Origin of the sequence: Bradyrhizobium sp. PMVTL-01 (assembly GCF_051861855.1) — a bacterium.
Taxonomy (GTDB): domain Bacteria; phylum Pseudomonadota; class Alphaproteobacteria; order Rhizobiales; family Xanthobacteraceae; genus Bradyrhizobium.
In genome coordinates, this window is the sequence record NZ_CP193982.1 from 4366874 (window position 1) to 4387291 (window position 20418).

Annotated in this window: 24 protein-coding genes; 11 read left to right on the top strand and 13 right to left on the bottom strand. The window is 64.5% G+C overall.

Translation table 11 applies throughout. The features are described from left to right. Nucleotides 1–136: 136 nt before the first annotated feature. Nucleotides 137–1114, top strand: a complete 978-nt coding sequence (gene cysK / locus ACRQ5Q_RS21060; RefSeq protein WP_439399845.1) for a cysteine synthase A — start codon at nucleotides 137–139, stop codon at nucleotides 1112–1114. A gap of 3 nt (nucleotides 1115–1117) precedes the next feature. Further along, nucleotides 1118–1357: a BrnA antitoxin family protein gene (locus tag ACRQ5Q_RS21065; RefSeq protein ID WP_027575366.1), complete on the top strand. Its 240-nt coding sequence runs from the start codon at nucleotides 1118–1120 to the stop codon at nucleotides 1355–1357. A 206-nt stretch (nucleotides 1358–1563) separates the two neighbouring features. Here ACRQ5Q_RS21065 and ACRQ5Q_RS21070 read toward each other — a convergent pair whose 3' ends face one another. Beyond that, nucleotides 1564–2997 carry a caspase family protein gene (locus ACRQ5Q_RS21070; RefSeq protein WP_439368179.1) on the bottom strand — a complete coding sequence of 478 codons (1434 nt, stop codon included), beginning with the start codon at nucleotides 2995–2997 and terminating at the stop codon, nucleotides 1564–1566. Between the two features lie 201 nt (nucleotides 2998–3198). Next, entirely contained in the window at nucleotides 3199–4071 is an 873-nt protein-coding gene (locus ACRQ5Q_RS21075) for a DMT family transporter (RefSeq protein ID WP_439392211.1), read from the bottom strand. Nucleotides 4072–4221: 150 nt separating this feature from the next. Between ACRQ5Q_RS21075 and ACRQ5Q_RS21080 the strand changes: the two genes are divergently transcribed. Continuing rightward, nucleotides 4222–4620, top strand: coding sequence for a RidA family protein (locus tag ACRQ5Q_RS21080; protein ID WP_439368178.1), 399 nt, complete (start codon nucleotides 4222–4224; stop codon nucleotides 4618–4620). A gap of 51 nt (nucleotides 4621–4671) precedes the next feature. On the opposite strand, the gene ACRQ5Q_RS21085 is transcribed toward ACRQ5Q_RS21080, so the two are convergent. The 3 genes from ACRQ5Q_RS21085 to ACRQ5Q_RS21095 all read right to left on the bottom strand — a co-directional run bounded on the left by ACRQ5Q_RS21085 (nucleotide 4672) and on the right by ACRQ5Q_RS21095 (nucleotide 6296). Beyond that, the gene (locus ACRQ5Q_RS21085; RefSeq protein ID WP_439368177.1) at nucleotides 4672–5217 is read right to left on the bottom strand and encodes a hypothetical protein; all 546 of its coding nucleotides are present in this window, start codon (nucleotides 5215–5217) and stop codon (nucleotides 4672–4674) included. Continuing rightward, nucleotides 5162–5512 carry a hypothetical protein gene (locus ACRQ5Q_RS21090; protein WP_439368176.1) on the bottom strand — a complete coding sequence of 117 codons (351 nt, stop codon included), beginning with the start codon at nucleotides 5510–5512 and terminating at the stop codon, nucleotides 5162–5164. Before ACRQ5Q_RS21090 ends, ACRQ5Q_RS21085 begins: the two co-directional genes overlap by 56 nt. Before the next feature lie 196 nt (nucleotides 5513–5708). Then, on the bottom strand, nucleotides 5709–6296 hold the full coding sequence (locus ACRQ5Q_RS21095; protein ID WP_439392212.1) for a formyltransferase family protein: 588 nt from the start codon (nucleotides 6294–6296) through the stop codon (nucleotides 5709–5711). Nucleotides 6297–6992: 696 nt separating this feature from the next. Here ACRQ5Q_RS21095 and ACRQ5Q_RS21100 point away from each other — a divergent pair. Further along, the gene (locus ACRQ5Q_RS21100) at nucleotides 6993–7211 is read left to right on the top strand and encodes a hypothetical protein (RefSeq protein ID WP_439392213.1); all 219 of its coding nucleotides are present in this window, start codon (nucleotides 6993–6995) and stop codon (nucleotides 7209–7211) included. A 153-nt stretch (nucleotides 7212–7364) separates the two neighbouring features. Then, entirely contained in the window at nucleotides 7365–7715 is a 351-nt protein-coding gene (locus ACRQ5Q_RS21105) for a hypothetical protein (RefSeq protein ID WP_439392214.1), read from the top strand. 6 nt (nucleotides 7716–7721) lie between these two features. On the opposite strand, the gene ACRQ5Q_RS21110 is transcribed toward ACRQ5Q_RS21105, so the two are convergent. Then, nucleotides 7722–8024, bottom strand: a complete 303-nt coding sequence (locus ACRQ5Q_RS21110; RefSeq protein WP_439368172.1) for a hypothetical protein — start codon at nucleotides 8022–8024, stop codon at nucleotides 7722–7724. Nucleotides 8025–8223: 199 nt separating this feature from the next. Here ACRQ5Q_RS21110 and ACRQ5Q_RS21115 point away from each other — a divergent pair, with 199 nt between their 5' ends. Then, the gene (locus ACRQ5Q_RS21115) at nucleotides 8224–8439 is read left to right on the top strand and encodes a hypothetical protein (RefSeq protein ID WP_439368170.1); all 216 of its coding nucleotides are present in this window, start codon (nucleotides 8224–8226) and stop codon (nucleotides 8437–8439) included. A gap of 6 nt (nucleotides 8440–8445) precedes the next feature. Here ACRQ5Q_RS21115 and ACRQ5Q_RS21120 read toward each other — a convergent pair whose 3' ends face one another. Together ACRQ5Q_RS21120 and ACRQ5Q_RS21125 are read right to left on the bottom strand one after the other, a co-directional pair. Then, the gene (locus ACRQ5Q_RS21120) at nucleotides 8446–10494 is read right to left on the bottom strand and encodes an acetoacetate--CoA ligase (RefSeq protein ID WP_439392215.1); all 2049 of its coding nucleotides are present in this window, start codon (nucleotides 10492–10494) and stop codon (nucleotides 8446–8448) included. Between the two features lie 95 nt (nucleotides 10495–10589). Further along, nucleotides 10590–10817, bottom strand: coding sequence for a hypothetical protein (locus ACRQ5Q_RS21125; RefSeq protein WP_439368167.1), 228 nt, complete (start codon nucleotides 10815–10817; stop codon nucleotides 10590–10592). Nucleotides 10818–11290: 473 nt separating this feature from the next. On the opposite strand from ACRQ5Q_RS21125, the gene ACRQ5Q_RS21130 reads away from it, so the two are divergent. Both ACRQ5Q_RS21130 and ACRQ5Q_RS21135 read left to right on the top strand, forming a co-directional pair. Beyond that, nucleotides 11291–12379: an AI-2E family transporter gene (locus tag ACRQ5Q_RS21130; RefSeq protein WP_439392216.1), complete on the top strand. Its 1089-nt coding sequence runs from the start codon at nucleotides 11291–11293 to the stop codon at nucleotides 12377–12379. A gap of 93 nt (nucleotides 12380–12472) precedes the next feature. Next, complete coding sequence (locus ACRQ5Q_RS21135; RefSeq protein WP_439368165.1) at nucleotides 12473–12865, top strand: NUDIX hydrolase; 393 nt, start codon at nucleotides 12473–12475, stop codon at nucleotides 12863–12865. Here the strand turns inward: ACRQ5Q_RS21135 and ACRQ5Q_RS21140 are convergent. Both ACRQ5Q_RS21140 and ACRQ5Q_RS21145 read right to left on the bottom strand, forming a co-directional pair. Further along, nucleotides 12862–13101: a hypothetical protein gene (locus ACRQ5Q_RS21140; protein ID WP_439392217.1), complete on the bottom strand. Its 240-nt coding sequence runs from the start codon at nucleotides 13099–13101 to the stop codon at nucleotides 12862–12864. The genes ACRQ5Q_RS21135 and ACRQ5Q_RS21140 overlap by 4 nt on opposite strands. A gap of 197 nt (nucleotides 13102–13298) precedes the next feature. Beyond that, nucleotides 13299–13538, bottom strand: coding sequence for a hypothetical protein (locus ACRQ5Q_RS21145; protein ID WP_439392218.1), 240 nt, complete (start codon nucleotides 13536–13538; stop codon nucleotides 13299–13301). 627 nt (nucleotides 13539–14165) lie between these two features. Between ACRQ5Q_RS21145 and ACRQ5Q_RS21150 the strand changes: the two genes are divergently transcribed. After that, nucleotides 14166–17270 carry a DEAD/DEAH box helicase gene (locus ACRQ5Q_RS21150; RefSeq protein WP_439399846.1) on the top strand — a complete coding sequence of 1035 codons (3105 nt, stop codon included), beginning with the start codon at nucleotides 14166–14168 and terminating at the stop codon, nucleotides 17268–17270. A 458-nt stretch (nucleotides 17271–17728) separates the two neighbouring features. After that, complete coding sequence (locus tag ACRQ5Q_RS21155; protein WP_439375608.1) at nucleotides 17729–18397, top strand: hypothetical protein; 669 nt, start codon at nucleotides 17729–17731, stop codon at nucleotides 18395–18397. A gap of 80 nt (nucleotides 18398–18477) precedes the next feature. Here the strand turns inward: ACRQ5Q_RS21155 and ACRQ5Q_RS21160 are convergent, their stop codons facing one another. Continuing rightward, nucleotides 18478–18648, bottom strand: coding sequence for a hypothetical protein (locus ACRQ5Q_RS21160; RefSeq protein ID WP_439368162.1), 171 nt, complete (start codon nucleotides 18646–18648; stop codon nucleotides 18478–18480). 153 nt (nucleotides 18649–18801) lie between these two features. Here ACRQ5Q_RS21160 and ACRQ5Q_RS21165 point away from each other — a divergent pair, with 153 nt between their 5' ends. Further along, a complete protein-coding gene (locus ACRQ5Q_RS21165) occupies nucleotides 18802–18987 on the top strand; it encodes a hypothetical protein (protein WP_439368161.1) in 186 nt (61 codons plus the stop codon). Between the two features lie 44 nt (nucleotides 18988–19031). On the opposite strand, the gene ACRQ5Q_RS21170 is transcribed toward ACRQ5Q_RS21165, so the two are convergent. Continuing rightward, nucleotides 19032–19190, bottom strand: a complete 159-nt coding sequence (locus ACRQ5Q_RS21170; protein WP_439368160.1) for a hypothetical protein — start codon at nucleotides 19188–19190, stop codon at nucleotides 19032–19034. 97 nt (nucleotides 19191–19287) lie between these two features. Next, the gene (locus ACRQ5Q_RS21175; RefSeq protein WP_439368159.1) at nucleotides 19288–19446 is read right to left on the bottom strand and encodes a hypothetical protein; all 159 of its coding nucleotides are present in this window, start codon (nucleotides 19444–19446) and stop codon (nucleotides 19288–19290) included. Nucleotides 19447–20418: the final 972 nt, after the last annotated feature.

Consider the following 20418-nt stretch of genomic DNA (forward strand, 5'->3'; position numbering starts at 1 on the left):
GTAAACTCGTGCCTTCTGCAGATGGGCGCATCGGCCGGCCGGATCACGTGATTGCCGCTTGCGCGTCGCCGCAAGCTGTCTGTAACTGCGGAACAGCTGCGACAGCGGTCAAAAATATCGCCAAAGGGAGTTCATGATGGACGCATCGTCCAAAACGAGTGCAGCGCACCAACCCGGCCGCGGCCGGATCTACGATTCAATCGTCGAGGCTTTTGGCGACACGCCGATCGTGCGCTTGCGACGCCTGCCGGGCCAGGACGGGGTGAACGCGACGATTTTGGCAAAACTTGAATATTTCAATCCGGCAGCGAGCGTGAAGGACCGCATCGGTGCGGCCATGATCATTGCCATGGAGAAGGCCGGCATCATCAAGCCCGACACCGTGCTGATCGAGCCGACCTCCGGCAATACCGGCATTGCGCTTGCCTTCGTGGCGGCTTCGCGCGGTTACCGGCTTAAGCTGGTGATGCCGGAATCCATGTCGATCGAACGGCGCAAGATGCTGGCCTTTCTCGGCGCCGAGCTGGTGCTGACCCCGGCCGCGCAAGGCATGAAGGGCGCGATCGCCGCCGCCGAGGAGCTCCTGAAGACGACGCCGAACTCGGTGATGCCGCAGCAGTTCAAGAATCTCGCCAATCCCGAGGTCCACCGCCGCACCACCGCCGAGGAGATCTGGAACGACACCGGCGGCAGTATCGACTTCTTCGTTGCCGGCGTCGGCACCGGCGGCACCATCACCGGCGTCGGCCAGGTGCTGAAGCCGCGCAAGCCCTCGCTACGGGTGATCGCGGTCGAGCCGGAGGAGAGCCCCGTGTTGTCAGGCGGCCAGCATACGCCGCACAAGATCCAGGGCATCGGCGCAGGCTTCGTGCCTGATATCCTCGACCGCTCGGTGATCGACGAGATCGTGAAGATCAACTCGACCACCGCGATCGAGACCTCGCGCGCGCTGGCGCGGCATGAGGGCATTCCGGGCGGCATCTCCTCGGGCGCGGCGATCGCAGCCGCGCTCCAGATCGGCAAGCGGCCGGAAGCTGCGGGAAAGACCATTTTGGCGATCGTGCCGTCCTTCTCGGAGCGGTATCTTTCGACGGCTCTGTTCGAGGGAATCTAGGATATGGCGGATCAACCGAGGCGGCCACGCACGCTTGGCGATGCCAGGACCGAGGCCGAGGCGGCGTTCAAGAAGGTGACGGCCAAGGTCGCCGCGGCGCCGCCAAAGCAGAACGCCGTTCCCGGCATCAAGGAGCAGGTCACGCTGCGCATCGACCAGGACGTGCTGGAGTTCTTCCAGGAGGGCGGCCCCGGTTGGCAGGACCGCATCAACGAAGCGCTGCGAAAGGCGGCGGGGAAGTAAGAGAGCTCGTCATTGCGAGCCAACGGGTCCGCGCGAAGCGCGGCCCGATGACAGGCTCCGCGAGTCCAGAATCTTTCCCCGGGGGTGGCCTCAATTGCTTCGTAGCAAGGGCTCCTCGCAATGACGGAGTATGCTGCGACGCCGTCCGCACCAACGAAAAAGCTCGGCGTGAGCCTGGCTTTCGCTTTTGACGCTGCCGTCCTGGCTCACCGGCGGAACATGCCGCCCATCATGCCGCCGACGACGCCACCCACGAAGGCCGCACCGGCCGCATCGCCCGGGCTGCTGCGTTGTTGGGGCGCCGGTGCCGGCGCGCTGCCGGGCGCGGGGGTACTGGCGCGCCGGGCCGCCTTCTGGCTGTTGTCGCTCGCCGTTGGCGGTGTGGCCGCGACTTCCGAGAGCAGGGCCTTGTGCTGGGGCTTGTTGAGATAGCCGGAGGCGGGATAGCCGCGTGCGGCCTGCCAGCGCTTGAGCACCGCGCGGGTCTCGTCGCTGAATACGCCCGTCTGCTTGGTGTCGAAGCCGAGCCCGGTGAGGCGACGCTGCACGTCGCGACGCTGGTTCTTGTCGAGGCCGATCTGGTCCTCGGTGAGCTGAGAGGCCTCATCGGTGAAGGCGGCGGGATCGACGCCGGCATTGAGGGTGCGGGTCGTCGTCGACGGTCCGCTCTTGATCGCGGCAAGCCGCGCCAGCGCCAGCGCCTTGAACTGGCCGTTGGGATAGGCGGTGAGGTAGGCGTTGAGCTCTTCCGGCTTGTTCGACTCCTTCACCGAGCGCCAGTATTCGAGCTCGACGCCATCCGAGCTGCCGCCGGCCGCCACGGGGACGCTACCAGCGGCTGTCGGTGCCGCATTGGCGACTTGGGTCGTCGGTGCCTGATTGAGATAGACGGCGCCGATCAGGTTGGTATGGCCCCAGGGCAGCTGGCCCTTGTGGGTCTCTTCATTGACCTGGGCGCGGACCGACGTCATCGCCTGCTGGATCTCGACGCCGGGCCTGGTGATGTTGTCGATCAGTGCGCGGGTGAACGGGCTGTTGTTGCCCTCCTGGCCATCAAGCGCGGTCTGGCCCGGGCCAGTCGCGAACGCGATCAGCGTGCCTTCGCCGGACTTCATCTCGGCCAGACCGCTCTGCACGTTGACGCTGCGGGTCGCCGAGTTCGACTTGATCTTGGCGGCGAACGGATTGTCGCGGCAGGCGTCGAGGAAGACGAGCTTGACCTTGGCATCGCCCATGGTCTGCTCGAGCGTCAGGTCGATGTTGATGGCGGCCCCCAGCTTGACGTCCATCTCCGACTTGATGTCGGCATCGACAGGCAGCAGATAGTTGGTGCCGCCGACGGCGATGCCGTGGCCGGCATAATAGAACAGCGCGATATCGGAGCCCTGCGCCTTGCGGCCGAAGTCGAGCAGCTTCTCCGTCATTTGGTCGCGGGAGAGATTGGAGCCCTCGATCACCTCGAAGCCGACATTGCGCAGCGTGGATGCCATCGCCTTGGCATCGATGGGCGGGTTCGGCAATTGCGCGACGTTCTTGTAGGAGCCGTTGCCGACGACGAAGGCGACGCGACGGTCGGCCTTCGCGGCACTAACCGACAGTGCCACGCATACGAGCGAGGCGAGCAGGGTGAGATAGCGCATTCTGAAATCCCCAGAATCGAATTGCAGGCAGCAACAAATCGGCGGCGAACCTACACGAAGTGCCCGACTTCGCACCACCAAAACGGCGGTACGTCGCGTCCAACCCGCTGCTGTGTGGCCGAATGTGCACGATGGAGAGGCTCTCCAACGTGATCCCAATCACACGGCGACTTCGTTTTGTCGCGTGAGGCGGCGCGAGGTTCACTGCGCGCGAGCGGGAACCGGCGCCGGCTTCAAGTTCAGGAGATTGCCGCAGAGGATCAGCGCCGCGCCGAGGACCGTCCAGGCGTCGAGCCGCTCCGAATACAGCAGCCAGCCTGCGGTTGCTGTCAGCGGAACCCGGAGGAAGTCCATGGGAACCACGATCGTCGCATCGGCATAGCGCATCGCGCTCGCGAGGCAGTAGTGCGAGAAGGTGCCGCAGACGGCGATCACGCCGACCCAGGCCCAGGCGTAGGCCGACGGCCAGGTCCAGACCAGCAGCGTCGGCACGAAGCCCGCGACCGACTGCACCACCAGCATCCAGAACAGGATCGAGAGCGCGCTTTCGGTGCGGGTCAACGATTTGACCAGCGCCATCGACACGCCGAACCCCATGGCGGCCCCGAGCGCGATGAGCTGGCCCGGATTGATCTCGCCGGTGGCCGGCCGCACGATCACGATCACACCGACGAGGCCGAGCACGATGGCGGCGATCTTCCACGGCGTCATGTGCTCGGAGAGGAAGCTCGCCGCGAGGATTGCGGTCCAGATAGGCATGGTGAACTCGATCGCGACGACCTGGCCGATCGGGATCAGCGTCAGCGCAAAGAACCAGCCGAGCTGGGCGACATAGTGAACCAGGTTGCGCGCGACGTGGTGCTGCAGCCGCGATGTCCTGAGCACCTTGAAGCCTCCGGCGCGACAGATGATCGGCGCCAGCAGGACGAAGCCCGCCAGCGATCGGATCTCCATGATCTCGAAGACGTTGAGCTCGCGTGTGGTCTCGCGCCCGGCCACCGCCATGATCAGCATCAGCGACAGCCAGCCGGCCATCCACAGTGCAGCCATCGTTTTGGACGGTGTCGTGCTCATTGCAGTGGATGCGGAAGGGTGGAATCCGAAGGGACGGCCGGTATCCGCGACATCATCGCCGTTTGCAACCGCCAAATCTGCGGATGCAGCGATGCAGGGCGGCATGTTAATGCATCATCGAACAACGAGAACAATGCGGAGACATTGCCCATGCGCATCTTGCAGCCGGCCGAATGGCAAAAACCACGCGGCTTTTCCCATGGTGTCGTGGTCGAGGGGCCAGGCCGCTGGGTGGTGCTCGCCGGCCAGACCGGCGGCGACGAGGCGGGCAATTATGCGCCCGACATGGCGGCGCAAGTGGCGACCGCTCTCAAGCGGATCGTCAAGCTTCTCGGGGAAGCCGGCGCGGGCCCCGAGCACATCGTACGCTTGACTTGGTATCTGACCAGCCGCAGCGAATACCAGGCCGCAGGTCCTGGCATCGGTGCGGCCTGGAAGCAGACGCTCGGGCGCAATTTTCCGCCTTCGACGCTGCTCTATATCGGCGGCCTCGTGGACGAGCGGGCCAAGGTCGAGATCGAGGTCACCGCGTTCCTCCCTGGCACATAAAAAAATCGACCCGGCGAGGTCGCCGGATCGATTGTCGCATCACTTATTGTCTTACTTCGACAGCGAGATGTTCGCGCCGCGGAACTGGCTGTCCGCGCGGATTGTGACGGTCTGCTTGTTGCCGCTGGTTTTGAGCGCGATGTTGGCGTTGAAGCCGGCGGTGGAGGCGACCACCTCGAAGTTTCCGCCGCCGCCGCGGCCCTGGAGCGCACCGGAGATGTTGCGACTGGCCTCGGACCAGCTGCCGGTGATGGCGCTGCCCTCGGCCCTGACGTTGGCCGCGAGGTTGAACTTGTAGGCGTCACTGGCGCAGGTCAGCGACAGCTCCATGGTGGGTCCGATCGGAGCGTATTTGGCCCGGCAGCGGATCCGTTCGCTCGAACCGTCATCCAATGTGACGGTGCCGCCGCCGCTCCAGCTGCCCGCCATCGGGGCGAACGGGCCGGACTGGGCCTTGCTTTCAGAGTTGATGATCCCCGCTGCAAACAAAACGGCGGCCGCCATCAGCAGCCGCCGGTTCCGGGCGCGAGCCTCGATTGGTTTATTGGCGCGACGCTTCCCACCGCCCGCTGCACGGTATGCCTGCAGATGCTCCATTCCACTTCCCCGATCCGGCGTTGCCGTTGAGTTGACCATTGGCATATGCACCATTGATCGAAACTTTCACAAGTCCCCCGCTGCCGATGGTCCCGGAAACGTTAGCGCCGGGCGCGGTGATCTTGCCGTCGGCAACCGTCAGCATCGAGCTCGCGGTCGGCTCGCACGAGCCGCTCTTGGTCACGATGGTGACCTGCCAGTTGCCGTCATAGGGGCTCTGGGCCATGGCGGGAGCGGCGAGGGTGCCGGCGAAAACTGAAGCGGCACAGAACGCCGCGATGCGAGCAAAACGCATGAATTCCGTCCTTGAATTTGTCTGATATGCTGACGCTTATTCGGACGAAATGTGACGGAAATTTGTTGCGATGCCAAATGGAAAATTGTTCCTGTGGAAACAATGGTTTATTTGCGTTCTCGACTCCAATTTTCAAAGCAGAATCAAGGCCCGCTCACGTTAAGGGTAAACGCCGGCAGAGACTGAGGGCAAAGACTCAGCAGAGGCTTGGCGCCGAGGTCGCGAACTGTTCGTCCTGGACCCTCGACGGCAGCGCCTTGTGAACCTTGATATAATCGATCACGTCGGCCAGCAATTTGAGCCCGAGCGGGGCGAGCGCACGCTCCCAGAGTTCGCGGGCGGTCTCGCCCTTCTTGACGAAGCACCAGTCCTGCGCGGCGATGGCGCCGGCATCCATGCGGTCGGCGAGATGATAGATGGTGCCGCCGGCGATCGGATCGCCTTCCTTGATGGTCCATTCCACGGCGGCCTTGCCGCGGTGACGCGGCAGCAACGAGGGGTGGTAGCCGATCCCGCCATACGTGGCGGCAGCGAGCGCGTCCTTGCCGATCCGGGCATGGCTATGCGCCGTGATGATCAGATCTGTGTCGGGAGCGATCTCGGAAGCCACCACCAGCTTCGGATTGGCCTGCACCACGACCTCGATGCCGGCGGCCTTGGCCGCCGCGGCCAGGCGATCCTCGGCGTCCGCCACGACGACCCGTACGATCGAGACGCTGTGCTCCCGGAGCATGTTCAGGGTGGTCACACCGAAATGGCGGGAACCGACGATGGTAATGCGCATGGGGTCCGATCCGTCTCGCAACTGCGTCATACCCGATAACACGTCCGGGCGCCCTGTCACCAGCTGCGGGCCGTTTGCGGCGGTTATCAACAATGCGCCGGGCGCGGGACACGCTGATTTCCAAGATTGCGCAGCCGGTCGTTCCGGTGCCCTCCATGGCCCATTGCAGCTGTCTGGAGCGAGTGCGACGCTGATTGCGCCCCACCTGGGATGCCTATCGCTGTCCTGAAGGGCTGCCCTACAATTTCTACCACGGCGCCTATTATGGCGAGGAGCCGCCTACGATCTACCGCGGTTACCCCTATCGGCCGTTACTACCGCTACAGCGCCTATCGCAATCGCCGCGGACATGTTTTTGCCAGCGTTGCCAGGCGGCCACGGTCGGACGGCAGATCGCGTCATGCGGTTCCTGTGTTTCATTCCGAACCGAAGCGATCCCCGTCTGCCGCTAGAACATATCAACCGGGGCTGGCCACATTTCAATCCGGATCCATTTTCGAACCCGGCTGTAGCCGCTGGCGCAAATGCCAGCGGCTTTTTCATGCCGTGCGTCACGAAATCATCTCACGGTAATACGTTCTCAACCAGCTTGTCGTATCGACCAATCCGTCGCGGATTTGTATTGCGTACCGCGACACCGAATATCTCCCGCCCGAGTGGGTGCGCCGCGCGGGCCTTTTCGCCGGGACCGATTTCATGCCGAGCGCGATTGAGCAGATCGTGGACGCCTATGTGCGTCTGAAGAACCGTCGCGGGCTCGACGCACTGATGATGCACAGGCAGCGGCTCGCGGTCGATTTGAAGAGCAGGTCCGGCTACGATTTCAGCGTGTCGATCGGCCAGATCGAGGAAGAGATCGCGATCATCGAGGCGGGTCTCAGCCGGCTGAAGGCGACGAATTCCACGGCGATCTGACCAGGGGGACTTGTCGCAAGGGCCGGGATACGACGCGTTGTCGCAGCCCAATTCCGGTTCATGCAGGGTTCAGCCCGCCCATGCGTCAATCGGCAGATCGTTTCGTGGGGTGCGAATCCTGCCGGGTTCGTCCCCCATCATTGGAGAGTCGTTATGATTGAACTCGCGCTGGCCGGCCTGATTGCGTTTGCAAGCGTGCCTGCGGCATCGCCGGAGCCGATGGTGGAACAGGTCCAGTTCAGAGGCGGGCCGGGCGGGCAATGTCCGGATGGTTATGATTTCAACCACTCGAACGGCCGCTGCTATCCGAACGACTATCACGCGCCGGGTTACTACACGGCCCCCCAGCCGACCTACCGAGGGAGGGGCTACTATCGAGGCAACGACGACGGTCCCGAGTACTATGGCCGTGGCGGCCGCTGTCCTGATGGCTACGACTACAATTATTCGAACGGACAGTGCTTTCCGAACGGCGCACGCGCGCCCGGCATGTACCTGCGCTAGGACGCCTTAGGAGGATTTGCCGCCATCGATCACCGTGAACAGCGGTCGGGCCTTGGTCGGCTCGACCAGTAGCTCCTCGACCATGGCGCTCGCGGCCTCGACATACCTCCGTGTCGGCTTGTCCAGCGGCCGTTGCGCCTCGTCGTCGAGCGCGACTTTGGCGGCTTCGACCAGCTTGCGCATGCGCTCGGCATGATCGTCGCCTGCGGTCAGCGTCGCGCGCGCCAGCGAGCGCAGCACGAACAGCTCGCCCTCGAGGCGGAGCAGGCGATCGTTGAGACGGGCAAGGACGGCGTTGAGTTCGGCCATTTCCGTGGTTCGTCGCTGTGAATTCCTCCTGATCTAGCGGCGATCGGTGAACGGAGTGCAAACGGTATCGGCGCAATTGGGCCGATCGTTCGCATGGTCTGGTGCCGCCGTTGTGACCGGTCGTGACGGCGCTCACGCGTGGGCGCAGCATGGTTCCCGCACCACATGCCAGCCTGGGTGAACGACTGGAGCCCACGTGATGCGGTCTGTCCCGATTGTGATCCTCTTGATGTCGGCATGCGCGGCGGCCGCCGCCGCCGCGCCGGCGCATCACGCCCGCACGCACCATCCCGTGGTCATCCGTCCGTCCGAGGACGCGCCGGTGCCGCCCGGTTGGTACAAGTTTCCCGGGTGGCCGCCGATCCCGCCGTCGGAGAACAGAAATCTCGATCCCTCCAATTTCGGCGGAGGCTGATCAAAGCTACGCGGCGGTTCGCGCCAGATAGTCGCGGGCGAAGGCGAGGTACCAGTCGAGGCAGCCCGGGTTGGCCATCGCCTCCTTGTTGATGACTTTCTCGACGGGCTGGCCGAGCAACAGCTTCTTGATCGGCAGCTCCTGCTTCTTGCCCGACAGCGTGCGCGGGATCTCGGCGACTGCGAAGATCTCATTCGGCAAGAAGCGGCGTGATAGGCCAGCCTCGATCGCCTTGTTGATCTTGGCCTGCATCGGGGCGTCGAGTGCGACGCCCTCGCGCAGCACGACGAACAGCGGCATGTAGCTGTCCCGGCCGAGATATTCGAGGTCGACGACGAGGCTATCGAGCACCTCCGGCAGCGCCTCGATCGCGGAATAGAGCTCGCTCGTGCCCATGCGCAGGCCATGCCGGTTGATGGTGGCGTCGCTGCGGCCATAGATGATGCAAGAGCCGTCGGGATTGACCTTGAGCCAGTCGCCGTGCCGCCACACCGGCCCGCGGCCGCTGCCGTCGAAATTATCCGGATAGGTCTCGAAATAGCTGGCGCGGTAGCGCGCGCAGTCCTTGTCGTTCCAGAAATAGAGCGGCATCGACGGCATCGGCTCGGTGCAGACGAGTTCGCCGACCTCGTCCATGACGGCACGCCCCTGTTCGTTGAAGGCTTCGACGGCCGCGCCGAGCAGACGGCACTGCATCGCGCCCGGCGTCTGCGGCAGTTGGCGATTGCCGCCGATGAAGGCGCCGGCGAAGTCGGTGCCGCCGGAGATGTTGGCCCACCAAATGTCGGCCTGCGCCTTGCTGCCGTTGGTCTTCGACAGAGCTGCGAAGCGCGCGTTGAACCAGGCCTGCGTGTCGGCGCTGAGCGGCGAGCCGGTCGAGCCGAGGCAGCGCAGCAGCGACAGATCGCCGGCGGCGGCAAGGTCGATCTCGGCCTTGGCGCAGTTGGCGAAGAACGCCGCGCCGGCGCCGAAGAAGGTCGCTTTCGCCTGCGCCACGAAGCGCCACAGCGTGGTCCAGTCCGGCTTGTCCCTGCTGCCGCCGGGGCTGCCGTCGAAGATGCAGCAGGTGGTGCCGCTGAGCAGGCCGCCGACCTGGCTGTTCCACATGATCCAGCCGGTCGAAGAGTACCAGTGATAGCGCTCGCCGAACGAGTTCGGGTGATAGGAGCAGCCGATGTCGTTGTGCAGGCCGAGCAGCGCCAGCACCACGATGACGATGCCGCCATGGCCGTGCACGATCGGTTTCGGCAGGCCGGTGGTGCCGCTGGAATAGACGATCCAGAGCGGATGATCGAATGGCAGCCACATCGGCTCGAACGCGTCGATCGCCGCGCCCGTCCTGGCCAGGATGTCGGTGAGCAGGGCGTCCGGCGCGGCAGGCGCTTGGGCCTCGCTGTGCAGGATGACGTGCTCGACGGTGGGAAGCGATCCTCGCAGTTCGGCCAGCACATCGTGCCGATCGTGGCGCCGGCCGGCATAGGTGACGGCGTCGCAGGCGATCAGCACTTTCGGCTCGATCTGCTTGAAACGGTCGATCACGGCGGGTGCGGCCATGTCGGGCGCGCAGACGCTCCAGACCGCGCCGATGCTGGCGCTGGCGAGAAAACCGATGATGGTCTCAGGGATGTTGGGCAGATAGGCTGCGACGCGGTCGCCCGGCTTGACGCCTTTCTCCTTCAGATGCAACGCGAGCGCCGCGGCGTTGCACCGCAGCTCCGGCCAGCTGGTTTCCCTGAGCTTGCCGTCTTCGCCGCTGCTGACGATCGCGGTCAGGCCGGCGGCATCGGCCGCCTGGACATGCCGGAACACCTGCCGGGCGTAGTTGACCTGCGCACCCGGAAACCAGACCGCGCCCGGCATCTTGCGCTCGGTGATGACGCCCGCAAACGGCGTCGGCGATTGCAGGTCGTAGTAGTCCCAGATGCTGCGCCAGAAGGCGTCGAGGTCGCGCACCGACCATTGCCGCATGTCCTCGTAGCTCGCGAAGGACAGGCCGCGCTGCTCGGCCAGCCAGTTGCGATACAGGGCGATCTGCGGAATGAAAGGAGCGGTCATCGCGTGTCGGCATCAGTTGCGGGGAGGCAATTGTAGCTTGCTCCGCAGACCAGCAGAAGCCATCGTTCGTGCAGACCGCAATGGCCGTCTTCAGCCTACCACTCCACGCCCGCCCAGCGGCGTCCGAACACCGGCGGCTTCGTCTTCACCGCCTGCCAGCCGAAGAAGTGATGCTTGCCGGACCAGCTGTGCACCACGCTGCTGCAGATGTTGCACTTGAAGTTGCCGACATGCGCTTCGGCATGTTCTTCCCTTGTCGCGGTGTAGTTCATGCTGCAACCGGTGCAGGTGAATTCTTCGATCGTCCAGATGCTGTTGGCCATTGCACAGAATGTTTCCTGGGACCTCGCTGCAGGGTAGAGACGGGCGTTTGCATCGGCGTAAACCTGTCAGGGGAAATCCGGTTAATCGCCGTTAGCCAAACCGCGCCGATGTCACTGCTCGGTCCGACCCGGCCGCATGTCGCGGTCGATGGACGCGCCGGATGGCGAGCAACGGCAGCCTGCTTTGCACCCGGCCGGTGCGGACCTTGTCATCGATAGCGTAGGCATGGCCCCAATAGCCGGGAGTGCCGTTTGGCTTGATCGAAAAGCGGCCGCCGCGGTGAATTCCCGCATGCTGATCGGGCGCTCGAGCGCGGCTCGGCGTTGTCACGGAATGCTTTTCGGCCGATGCGTTCCTGATCCGGCGGTCGGCGGGTCCGAAGCGAACGGCGGTCGTCTTGACGCCCGGCCCGGGGCTGGCAATAACGGCCGGTGCAAGTGCCGGAACCCGCGTCGATGCCGCAAGGAAGGTCGTGCCCGTGAAAAGCCTCCGTCAGCTCCTCACGGGAGAGGACATCATCCAGCTCGTGATCCGGCTTGGCTTGCTTGCCCTGCTGATCATCTGGACCTTTCTGATCATCCGGCCGTTCGTGCCGATCCTGGCCTGGAGCGGGGTGCTTGCGGTTGCGTTCTATCCGGCCTTCAGCTGGGTCGCCAAAGTCCTCGGGGGACGTCCCAAGACTGCGGCGGCGATCCTCACCCTCATCACGCTCGGTATCGTCATCGGCCCGGCGACCTGGCTTGGCATCAGCGCGGTGGACGGCGTGCGCGAGCTCGCGCACCAGCTCGGCACCGGCGACCTCGCGCTGCAGTCGGCGCCGGAGCAGCTCAAATCGTGGCCGCTGGTCGGCCCCTGGCTCTATGAGCTCTGGGACCAGGCCTACACCAACATCCGCGCAGTGCTGCGCGAAGTGGCGCCGTATCTTCAGCCGCTGGCGGGGCCGCTGCTGTCGCTGGCGGGCGATGCCGGCGTCGGTACGCTCCAGTTTCTGGTCTCGGTATTCGTGGCCGGCTTCCTGTTCCCGCATGGGCCGCGGCTGGTGGCGGCCGGCCGCGGTTTCCTGTTTCGCATCGTGCCCGAGCAGAGCGAGCATTTCCTGTCGCTCGCCGGTGCGACGATCCGCGCCGTGGCGCAAGGCGTGATCGGCGTTGCGATCGTGCAGGCGCTGCTGGCCGGCATCGGCTTCAAGCTTGCGGCCGTGCCGAGCGCGGGTCTGCTCGCCTTCATCGTGCTGCTGCTCTCGATCGTGCAGATCGGCGCCTTCCTCGTGCTGCTGCCTGTCATCATCTGGATCTGGACCGCCAAGGACGTCACCACGGCGTTGGTGCTGACGGTGTTTCTGGTCCTGGTCGGCTTCATCGACACCATGCTGAAGCCGCTGGTGATGGGGCGCGGCCTGACCACGCCGACCATCGTCATCTTCGTCGGCGTGATCGGCGGCACGCTTGCCCATGGCATCGTCGGCCTGTTCATCGGGCCGATCATCCTGTCGGTGGCTTGGGAGATGATGATGGCCTGGATCAGGACGGAGGACACAGCAGCGGGCGCCGGCGACGGGTGATCTCGCAGCCTGTGATCAAGAGGCGCCCCGAACTTGTCTATGCAATTAGACAAGTTACGATCGCGGACGATTCTATTCTCGATTGCGACAGCAATGGCGAAGTCTTCCAAGCTGGTTGCCGCCAAGCGCGGCAAGGTATTGTTGGTCAGACGCCGGTCGGACGGACTGTGGATGTTCCCGGGCGGCCGCAAACGCGCGCGCGAGTCCCAGAAGGACTGCCTGCGGCGGGAGATCAAGGAGGAGCTGCCCAAGCTGAAGCTCGGCCGGATCAGCCTGTGGAAGGAAGTGAAGGCCAGGAACAAGCGCTCCGGCCGGAAGATGAGCGACGCGATCTTCATCGCCAAGGGCGCCAAGGGCAGGCTGGCAATCGGCGACAAGAAGGAGATCGACCGCGCCGCCTGGCAGAAGCCGCGCGGCATCCGCCTTACGCCGACCTCGCGCTACATCCGCGATCGCCTGTTTCCGAGGAAGCGGCGGCGCAGCTAGTCCTCTCGTCCCGCCGCTCGCACCCGCCCGGCGAATGATCGGGCCATGCGCGGCTCCGGCGCGGCGCGCCTTACCGCCTCGGCCTCGCGCAGCTCCTTGCGTGCCTTGCGCGCACTGCGCATCGCACGCTTGATGAAAGGGTGTTGCGAATCCTCGGCGAAATACAGCACCACCTCGCAACTCGGACATTGCCGGGAATAGCCGTCCTGCAACCGCATGGCGCGATCGCGGAACATGACCTTGCAGCGCGTGCACTGAATCTGGACGAAACTCATGCGCGACCGACAATGACTGATGGAAATGGACCATCAGCTGATCGCAAATGTCTGAAGAAAGCCTGAAGGGCTTTTGCGCATTCACCACCAGCTTGCCGCAAAGCCGATGCAGCGGGCGCGAGCATGTCGGCGATGCTCGCGTCACGCGCGCGGCGAGGCTATTGCTTGGCCGCCATCGTCTCCAGGCACTGATTGAGAAATGCGGTGCGATCTCTCGGCAGCACCTTCTCGAGATCCGCCTTGAGTGCGCATTCGCGCTGCCGGATCTGCTCGGCACGGCGCTTCTCGGCGGCTTCGCGGAATTCGGGGGCGACCTTGCTGGGATCGACCAGCGCCTGCGAGCCGGCGGGTGTGGCCACAAGCAGCACGATGGCGGCGATGAAAATGAATGGTCTCAAATGGGCCTCCTTAAAAAAAGGCATGCTGGCGCGCGGCGTGCCAACGCTCAAACCGGAGCCGCGCGGTACCCCGTTCCGCCGCGGCAGCGCTGACAGGGCGTGTGAACCAGTTCACGGGCGCTCCACCAATTCGCTGCTATGAAAGCGTCATTGCCTGACCAAATCATTTTCCAACGAAACGCCCCGGCGTCCAAGCGCCGGGGTTTTTCGTATTGGCGATGCGATCTTCGATCGCATCGGCCGTTGTTCAAGTGAGACACGATCGACGCCGCGTTGTAAGGTGCGGAGGGGGTCCCGGTTCCCTTCTTTCCATGCACGGAACGTTGCCGCGAGGCGTGCGTTCGCCGGGCAAATCCCATATGCATGGCGGCGCGTCGCCGAATCGAAACGCGGGCGGCGCGCGTACAGTTGGCGGCGGTTTACGACCAGAAACGGATTCACGTGAGGCTTGCAAAGAAGGCGCGGGCGGCCAAGGCATCGCTAAAGAGGGCATCGCCAAAGACCGGGATATCGCCCAAGTCCAGGACATCGCTCAAAGCCAAAGCATCGCTCAAGACCAAGGCGTCGCCAAGGAAGAGCGAAGGGGCGCAGCGCGCCACGATCTCGTCCTCGTCGCCGCTCGGTTCGATGGCGCTTCATCTGCTCTCGCAATGGAAGCAGTCCGGACCCAGCGGCATCGTGTTTCTCGCCGAGAACGAGAGCAGGGCGGAGCGGCTGGGCAGCGTCATTCACGCGCTCGATCCATCCTGCGAGGTGCTGGTGTTTCCACGGCTGAACACCTTGCCGTTCGATCAGCTCGAGCCCTCGCATGAACTCGCGGGGCGCCGAGCCTCGGTGCTGCGGCGCCTCGCAAGATCCAGGAAGCCGCTGTTTCTCGTCTCGACCGCGGAAGCGGTGATGGAGCGCCTGCCGCCGCCCCCGAGCCTCTTGCGCCTCAGCGTCAGCTTGAAGGTGGGTGGCGCATTTTCCGAGCAGGACCTCGAGAGCCGTCTCGAAGCCCTCGGATACGATCTCGACGACGAGCCGGACTATCCAGGCGGGGCGCTGTTTCACGGACAGACCTTCGAGATATTTCCCGCAGGCGCGCTCGGTCCGTTCCGCGTTGAACATTCGGATCGCGTGATCGACCGGATCGTGGCGTTTGATCCGAAAGAGCACGACATCATCTTCGAGACGAAGGAGCTCGTGGTCGATCCGATGTCGGAGCGGCTTGGCTTTGCCGGCAAGGGCGGCAAGCGCGGCAGCCTGTTCGACTACTGCGGACGCGCCAAATGGATCGCCGATGCAGGGGTCCCGGCGCATGCCGATGGCTGGCTTGATACGATCGAGGAGGCTGCGCCGCGCGCGGAGCGGGAGCGCGAATATCTCGGACGCCGCGACTGGAAGCAGCTCTCCAGGGGCATGAAGGTGTTGCCGCGGACCGCATCGTTCCCGGCCGTGCCCGAATTCTCGAAGCTGACCTCCGCAAGGAAGGCGCTGCGGGCTTTCGTCGAGGAGACGCGGCGGGCCGGTTCGCGACTGATCCTCGTCGCTGCGCAGGAGGACGATCTGCGCGTCATGGAGCGGATGAGCGGCGTCAAGGCGCAGCGCTGCGAGGATTGGGACGAGGCGGCGCGCGGGGGAAGCGGCGAGGCGGCGCTTCTGGCCGATCTCGATGCGGGCTTCGTCGTGCCGGGGCGAAAGCCTCTCGTCGTCGTGACGGCATCCGACGTGCTCGGCAGCCGGGCGCATCATGCGCAGCCGATGGCGCGCGCCTGGAGCGCGGCCTTCGACCACGCCGATGTGCCGGAGCAGGGCACGGTGGTGGTCCATCTCCAGCGCGGCCTTGCCGTGCTCGACGGCCTGCAGACCGTCAACACCGGCGGCGGCGCCATGCGGGAGATGATCCGCCTCAAGTTCGCAGGCGACAATGCGGTTCTGGTGCCGCCGACGGATCTCGCCTTGATGTGGCCTTACGCCGCCGAGCTCGGCAAGCTGGCGCTCGACAAGGCGGACGGCAGCACATGGTGGGCACGGCGCAGCGAGGCCGAGCGCGAGATCCAGATCGCCGGCAAGGTGCTGGCCAAGCACATCAGCCAGCGCCGCCGGCGGCGCGCGGAAAAGCTGGTGCCGCCGGGATCTGCCTACGAGAAGTTCGTCGCGCGGTTTCCCTATTTCACGACGACCGACCAGGCCAAGGCGATCCACGACGTGCTGGATGATCTTGCCTCCGGCCATCCGATGGACCGGGTGGTCTGCGGCGACGTCGGCTTCGGCAAGACGGAAGTCGCGCTGCGCGCGGCGGCCGCCGTGGTGCTGTCCGGCAAGCAGTCGGCGATCGCGGTGCCGACGACGGTGCTGGCCCGGCAGCATGTCGCAACGTTCCGGAAACGCTTTGCCCCGTTCGGCATCGAGGTCGGGAATTTGTCGCGGGCTACCTCTGGCGCGGAGCTGCGCGAGACGAGAGAGGGGCTGCGCAGCGGCCGGATCAAGGTCGTGGTCGGCACGCAGGCGCTCACCGCCAAGGACGTGAAGTTCGACGATCTCGGCCTCGTCATCATCGACGAGGAGCAGCATTTCGGCGCGGCCGAGAAGGCAAAGCTCGCCGGCCTCGCCAAGAACGTCCATGTGCTCATGATGAGCGCAACGCCGATTCCGCGGACGCTTGCTGCCGGACTTGCCGGCTTCCGCGACCTCAGCGTGATCGCCTCGCCGCCGGTGCACCGGCTTCCGGTCGCGACCAGGATCGCGCCCTTGTCGGATGCCGCCATCGCCTCCGCGCTGCTGCGCGAGCAGCGCCGCCACGGCCAGAGCTTCCTGATCTGCCCGCGCATCCAGGATCTCGATCCGATGCTGGCCCGGGTGCAGGCGGTGGCACCGGACCTCCGCATCGTCTGCCTGCACGGCAGACTGGCGGCCGACGAGATCGACGATCGCATGATGAGCTTCGTCGAGGGCAGGGCCGACGTCCTGCTCGCAACCAACATCGTCGAGAGCGGCCTCGACATTCCCCGCGCCAACACCATTGTGGTGTGCTGGCCCGAGAAGTTCGGCCTCGCCCAGCTGCACCAGCTGCGCGGACGGGTCGGCCGCGGCGGCATCCGCGCCTTCGCCCATCTCCTGACCGAGACGGAGTCAGGGCAGTCCGAGAAGCGGCTGGCCGTGCTCGAGGAGTTCAGCCGGCCGGGCGCCGGCTTTGCCATCAGCGAGCGCGACCTGGATCTGCGGGGCGCGGGCGATCTGTTCTCGGAGCAGCAATCCGGCCATGTCCAGGTGTTCGGGCCCGTGCTCTACAGCCACCTGCTGAAAATGGCCTCGGAGAAGGTCGACGAGGAGCGTGCCGCGGTGTGGGTGCCCGACCTCAACCTGCCGGTCGGCGACATGCTCCCCGAGGCCTATGTGCAGTCCGAGCCCGTGCGGCTCGAGCTCTATGCGCGCGCCGCACGGTGCAGCAACGAGGACGATCTCGAGGATCTCGAGGAGGAAACCTCCCGCCGCTTCGGTCCCTTGCCGAAGGTCGCCCGCGACTTCTTCGCCGCGGCCATGCTCAGGATCGAGTGCAAGCGGCGCGGCATCATCCGTCTCGACGTCGGCCCCGGTGCGGTGGCGGCAACGTTCCTGCCCGGGCGGTTGCGGAAGTCGAGAGGGAAGTCGCTCCAGCGCGACGGCGACCGCGTCGTCTATCACAGCCCGATGCGCGATGCGCCTTTCGATCGGGTGGAGGAGTTGTTCGAGGCGCTGGACGAGGGGTAGGGCGCCTGAAATCTGAAAACAACCCCATGCACAGTAGCCAAGGGCTGCTGGCGCAATGTGTTCTGCAGCCGGCGGAAAGGCTGGCCCGGGCCCATCATCAGGTTCAACCTCTCTCCGGCACGTCGCATCGTTCGACGCCATACTTCCGGCCCGCTGCCGGTTGACCCGTCGGGCAAAACAGTGGCATTCTGTCACCTTCGGAAAATCGGCCGCGGCGAAGGCTGCTTCGTGCGGAGCCGGTTCGGTCGGCCGCGGCGACACCCATTGTCGGCTTAGCCCCCAGCTATCTCGGTCATCCCGTCGCATGGACCCGTATTCGGCGGGGGTCGCCGGCCGGCCCGCTAACGTGGAATTAATCCAAAAAGCTTACAATTCTAGGCAGGTGTATGGGTGCTGCGTAAAGGATGCGTCACGACGACGTTCCGGCGACGGCTTCCTTTTGCTCGCTCACGAGGTCAATGCAGATGACCAGGACGTCCGAAGCGCAAGGCTTTGTCGAACAGCTCGATCCCGCAGCCCTTGCAGCCGCCGCAGCAGTCCCCGAACCCGCAGCTCTCGAAGCTCCGGTGCCGACCAGGCGGTCCAGCCGGAAATCGGTGCTGGCGCTCTCGGTGTGCGCACTCGCCATCAACGGTTCGGCGGCCATCTATACATGGCCGTCCGAGCTTCCGTCGCTGAATGTCCGCAAGTTGGCCGAACTGTTGCCGCGTCCGGAATCGTCCGCAGCAAAACCGGATCCGGTGGTCGCCGCCTTGAAGGATATCCAGTCGGCCCAGCAGCAACACACGGCTTCGCTGCAGGAGAACAACCAGGCCTTGCAACAAAATGCAGCCCTGCTGCAGCAGGATTCGATGGTGCTGCTGTCCCTGCGACAGAGCATCACGGACGAACGGGTCGATGTGAGGAAGATATCTTCGCAGCTCTCCACGCTGATCGCGAAGGTCGACGCGCTGCAAAATACGATGATGTCGGACGTCACATCCTCCATTCGACGCGCGAATGCGCGCTATGGACTGTCCGCAGCGATGCGCAAACGGCTGGCTCGGGAATCGAAGCCCCTCGGGCCGGTGTCGATTGGCGGAGCTCCGCTGAGCATGCCGACTGCGGCGCCGGCGCCGGAAAGCTGAAGGCGACTGTAATCGGTTGGGTTGTCAGGCCACGCCAGCAATCCGATGGGACCGATTTCCGAAGAGCGAAGGCGGAGTGGCTAGGCAGCCTGCTCCTCGAACGAGGTGTAGACCCGGCCGGTCGGATCCACGATCTGAACGTCCCAGCACCCGTCCTCGACAAGCTCTCTGGCCTTCTTGAGGGCGGCCGCAAGTGACAGCCGCTTGAGGCTGACGACGCCTGCCGTGTCGAAACCGGTGATTTCAAACATGCCGCTCCCTCCTGTTTTCTGGAATCCTACACCTTTCTTGCGTGTTGTCTCGCGCCGTTTTGGGGGAGGGCAGGTCCTCCTCCGCAAGCTGGATTGACTCTGCAGCTCCCCTGTCGAACTATTCGGGAAAAAGTAGCAGTCGGGCAGTGAGCGATGAAAGACTACCAGGCTCAGCTGGAGAAGTTGCGCACGGACGCGGCCGAGTGCGCACTGATCCGCGATCTTGCGACCGACAGAGCCAAGCGCGAGCTGTTTGAGCGGCTGGCCAATCATCTGACCGTGCTCGCGGAACAGGTCGAGCTGGCGATGCTGGAGCGACACAAAGGCGCTGGAACGTAAGGCCCCTCTGGCAGCCGAGTGACCGCCGAGGGCGAGCGCAAGGGTTACCGGGTCGGAAGCGCCTTCCATCCATAGGACTGGCGCGCGATCTGGCCGGTGACGTCGAGATCCTTCTCGTCAGAGACGCGCCAGGCCGCCACCCCGAAGCAGACGGTGAGAACGACGGCGGCCACTAGCAGCAGCATCGATAGAAACTGGCTCACGCCTACACCCCTGAACGCGACGCATGAGCGGAGCGACCACGGAATGTCGATTCGGAAAATGCAGGCGCACTGACCCATCGCCGATTTTCCCCATGACTCACGCCGGACCAAAAGCGCTTACGAGTCCGATCGTGATCGGGACCAGCGCCACCACGGTCCAAAGGACGGGCGAGCCAGAGGAAAGGCCAGCGATCAGTATCGAGGCACCGAAGCCCACGAGGAGCGCTGAGATGGCATAGGCAACGGCTTTGTCCATCGTTCGATCCACGAGCAAAAAAGGACCGATTGCGACTGTAAGATTCCCGGCGTCCGGAAAGGTTCCTATTGCGCCGCGACGGCGATGGATGGGGCCGGAGGGGATGGTGGTTCAATACGTTTAATTGCGTAATGGCGTAGGGTGTTCGCCGACGCCGATACGGTGGGGCCGCGAATTTCGTTTCCGATGGGCTCTTTTGTACGACAAACTCGATCTCACCGCAGACCCAAGGCTGTCGCGGTGACTTACGGGGGCCGCGGCGATCACCTTCACCAACACGATTGTCGAGAGTGGTCCATACGCCGGAGCTGGCTTGTTAATCAACGCCGGCGCGGCGGTGAGCGCAATGGGGTGGCATTCCGAGAATATGGACGGCGCGCGCCGGCGCCCCCTCGAAACTGTTCGGATACGCCAGCTCCGCCTTAACAATTTTCTGCTCGGGTGTAGCCTCTGGCTCGGGGCGGAGCTTGATTCGTCATGCTGGAAGCCATTCTCATTCTGCTCGTGATCGGAGCCATGGCCCTTCTCCTCATAGCGTTTTGGGGGCTGCATAGGCACGTATGAGTGGCACGGCCCAGCCAGCACCAAACCGGCCGGGGCTCGAAGCTCGGGCAGGCCAGATTTGATAGTCCTGCGCGTGGAAGGTCTCCGCGCGTGCCGGGTCTCGCAACGATCTGAGGTCTTCGTCTGGGCGTGGAATGGAAAACCTGATCGAGCTCGTCAGGTTCTACAAAGAAAACCCCAAGCTGCTCACGCGCTGGCAACGGGAGTGATCCACTAGCCTGCGGCCTACGCCGGACGCGTACCCTGCAAGCCGCTCAGGCGAGGAGGATGACTAGAGCTAGCCGTATTCCTAAGGCGACCCGTAGAAGGAGCGTTCGTCGGCAGTCATAGTTAGGCTGGCCGTTCCAAGGCGACAATCGAATTTGCTGCCTCGACATCGTTGGAAGCTCGCATCCGATCGCTTTAGGG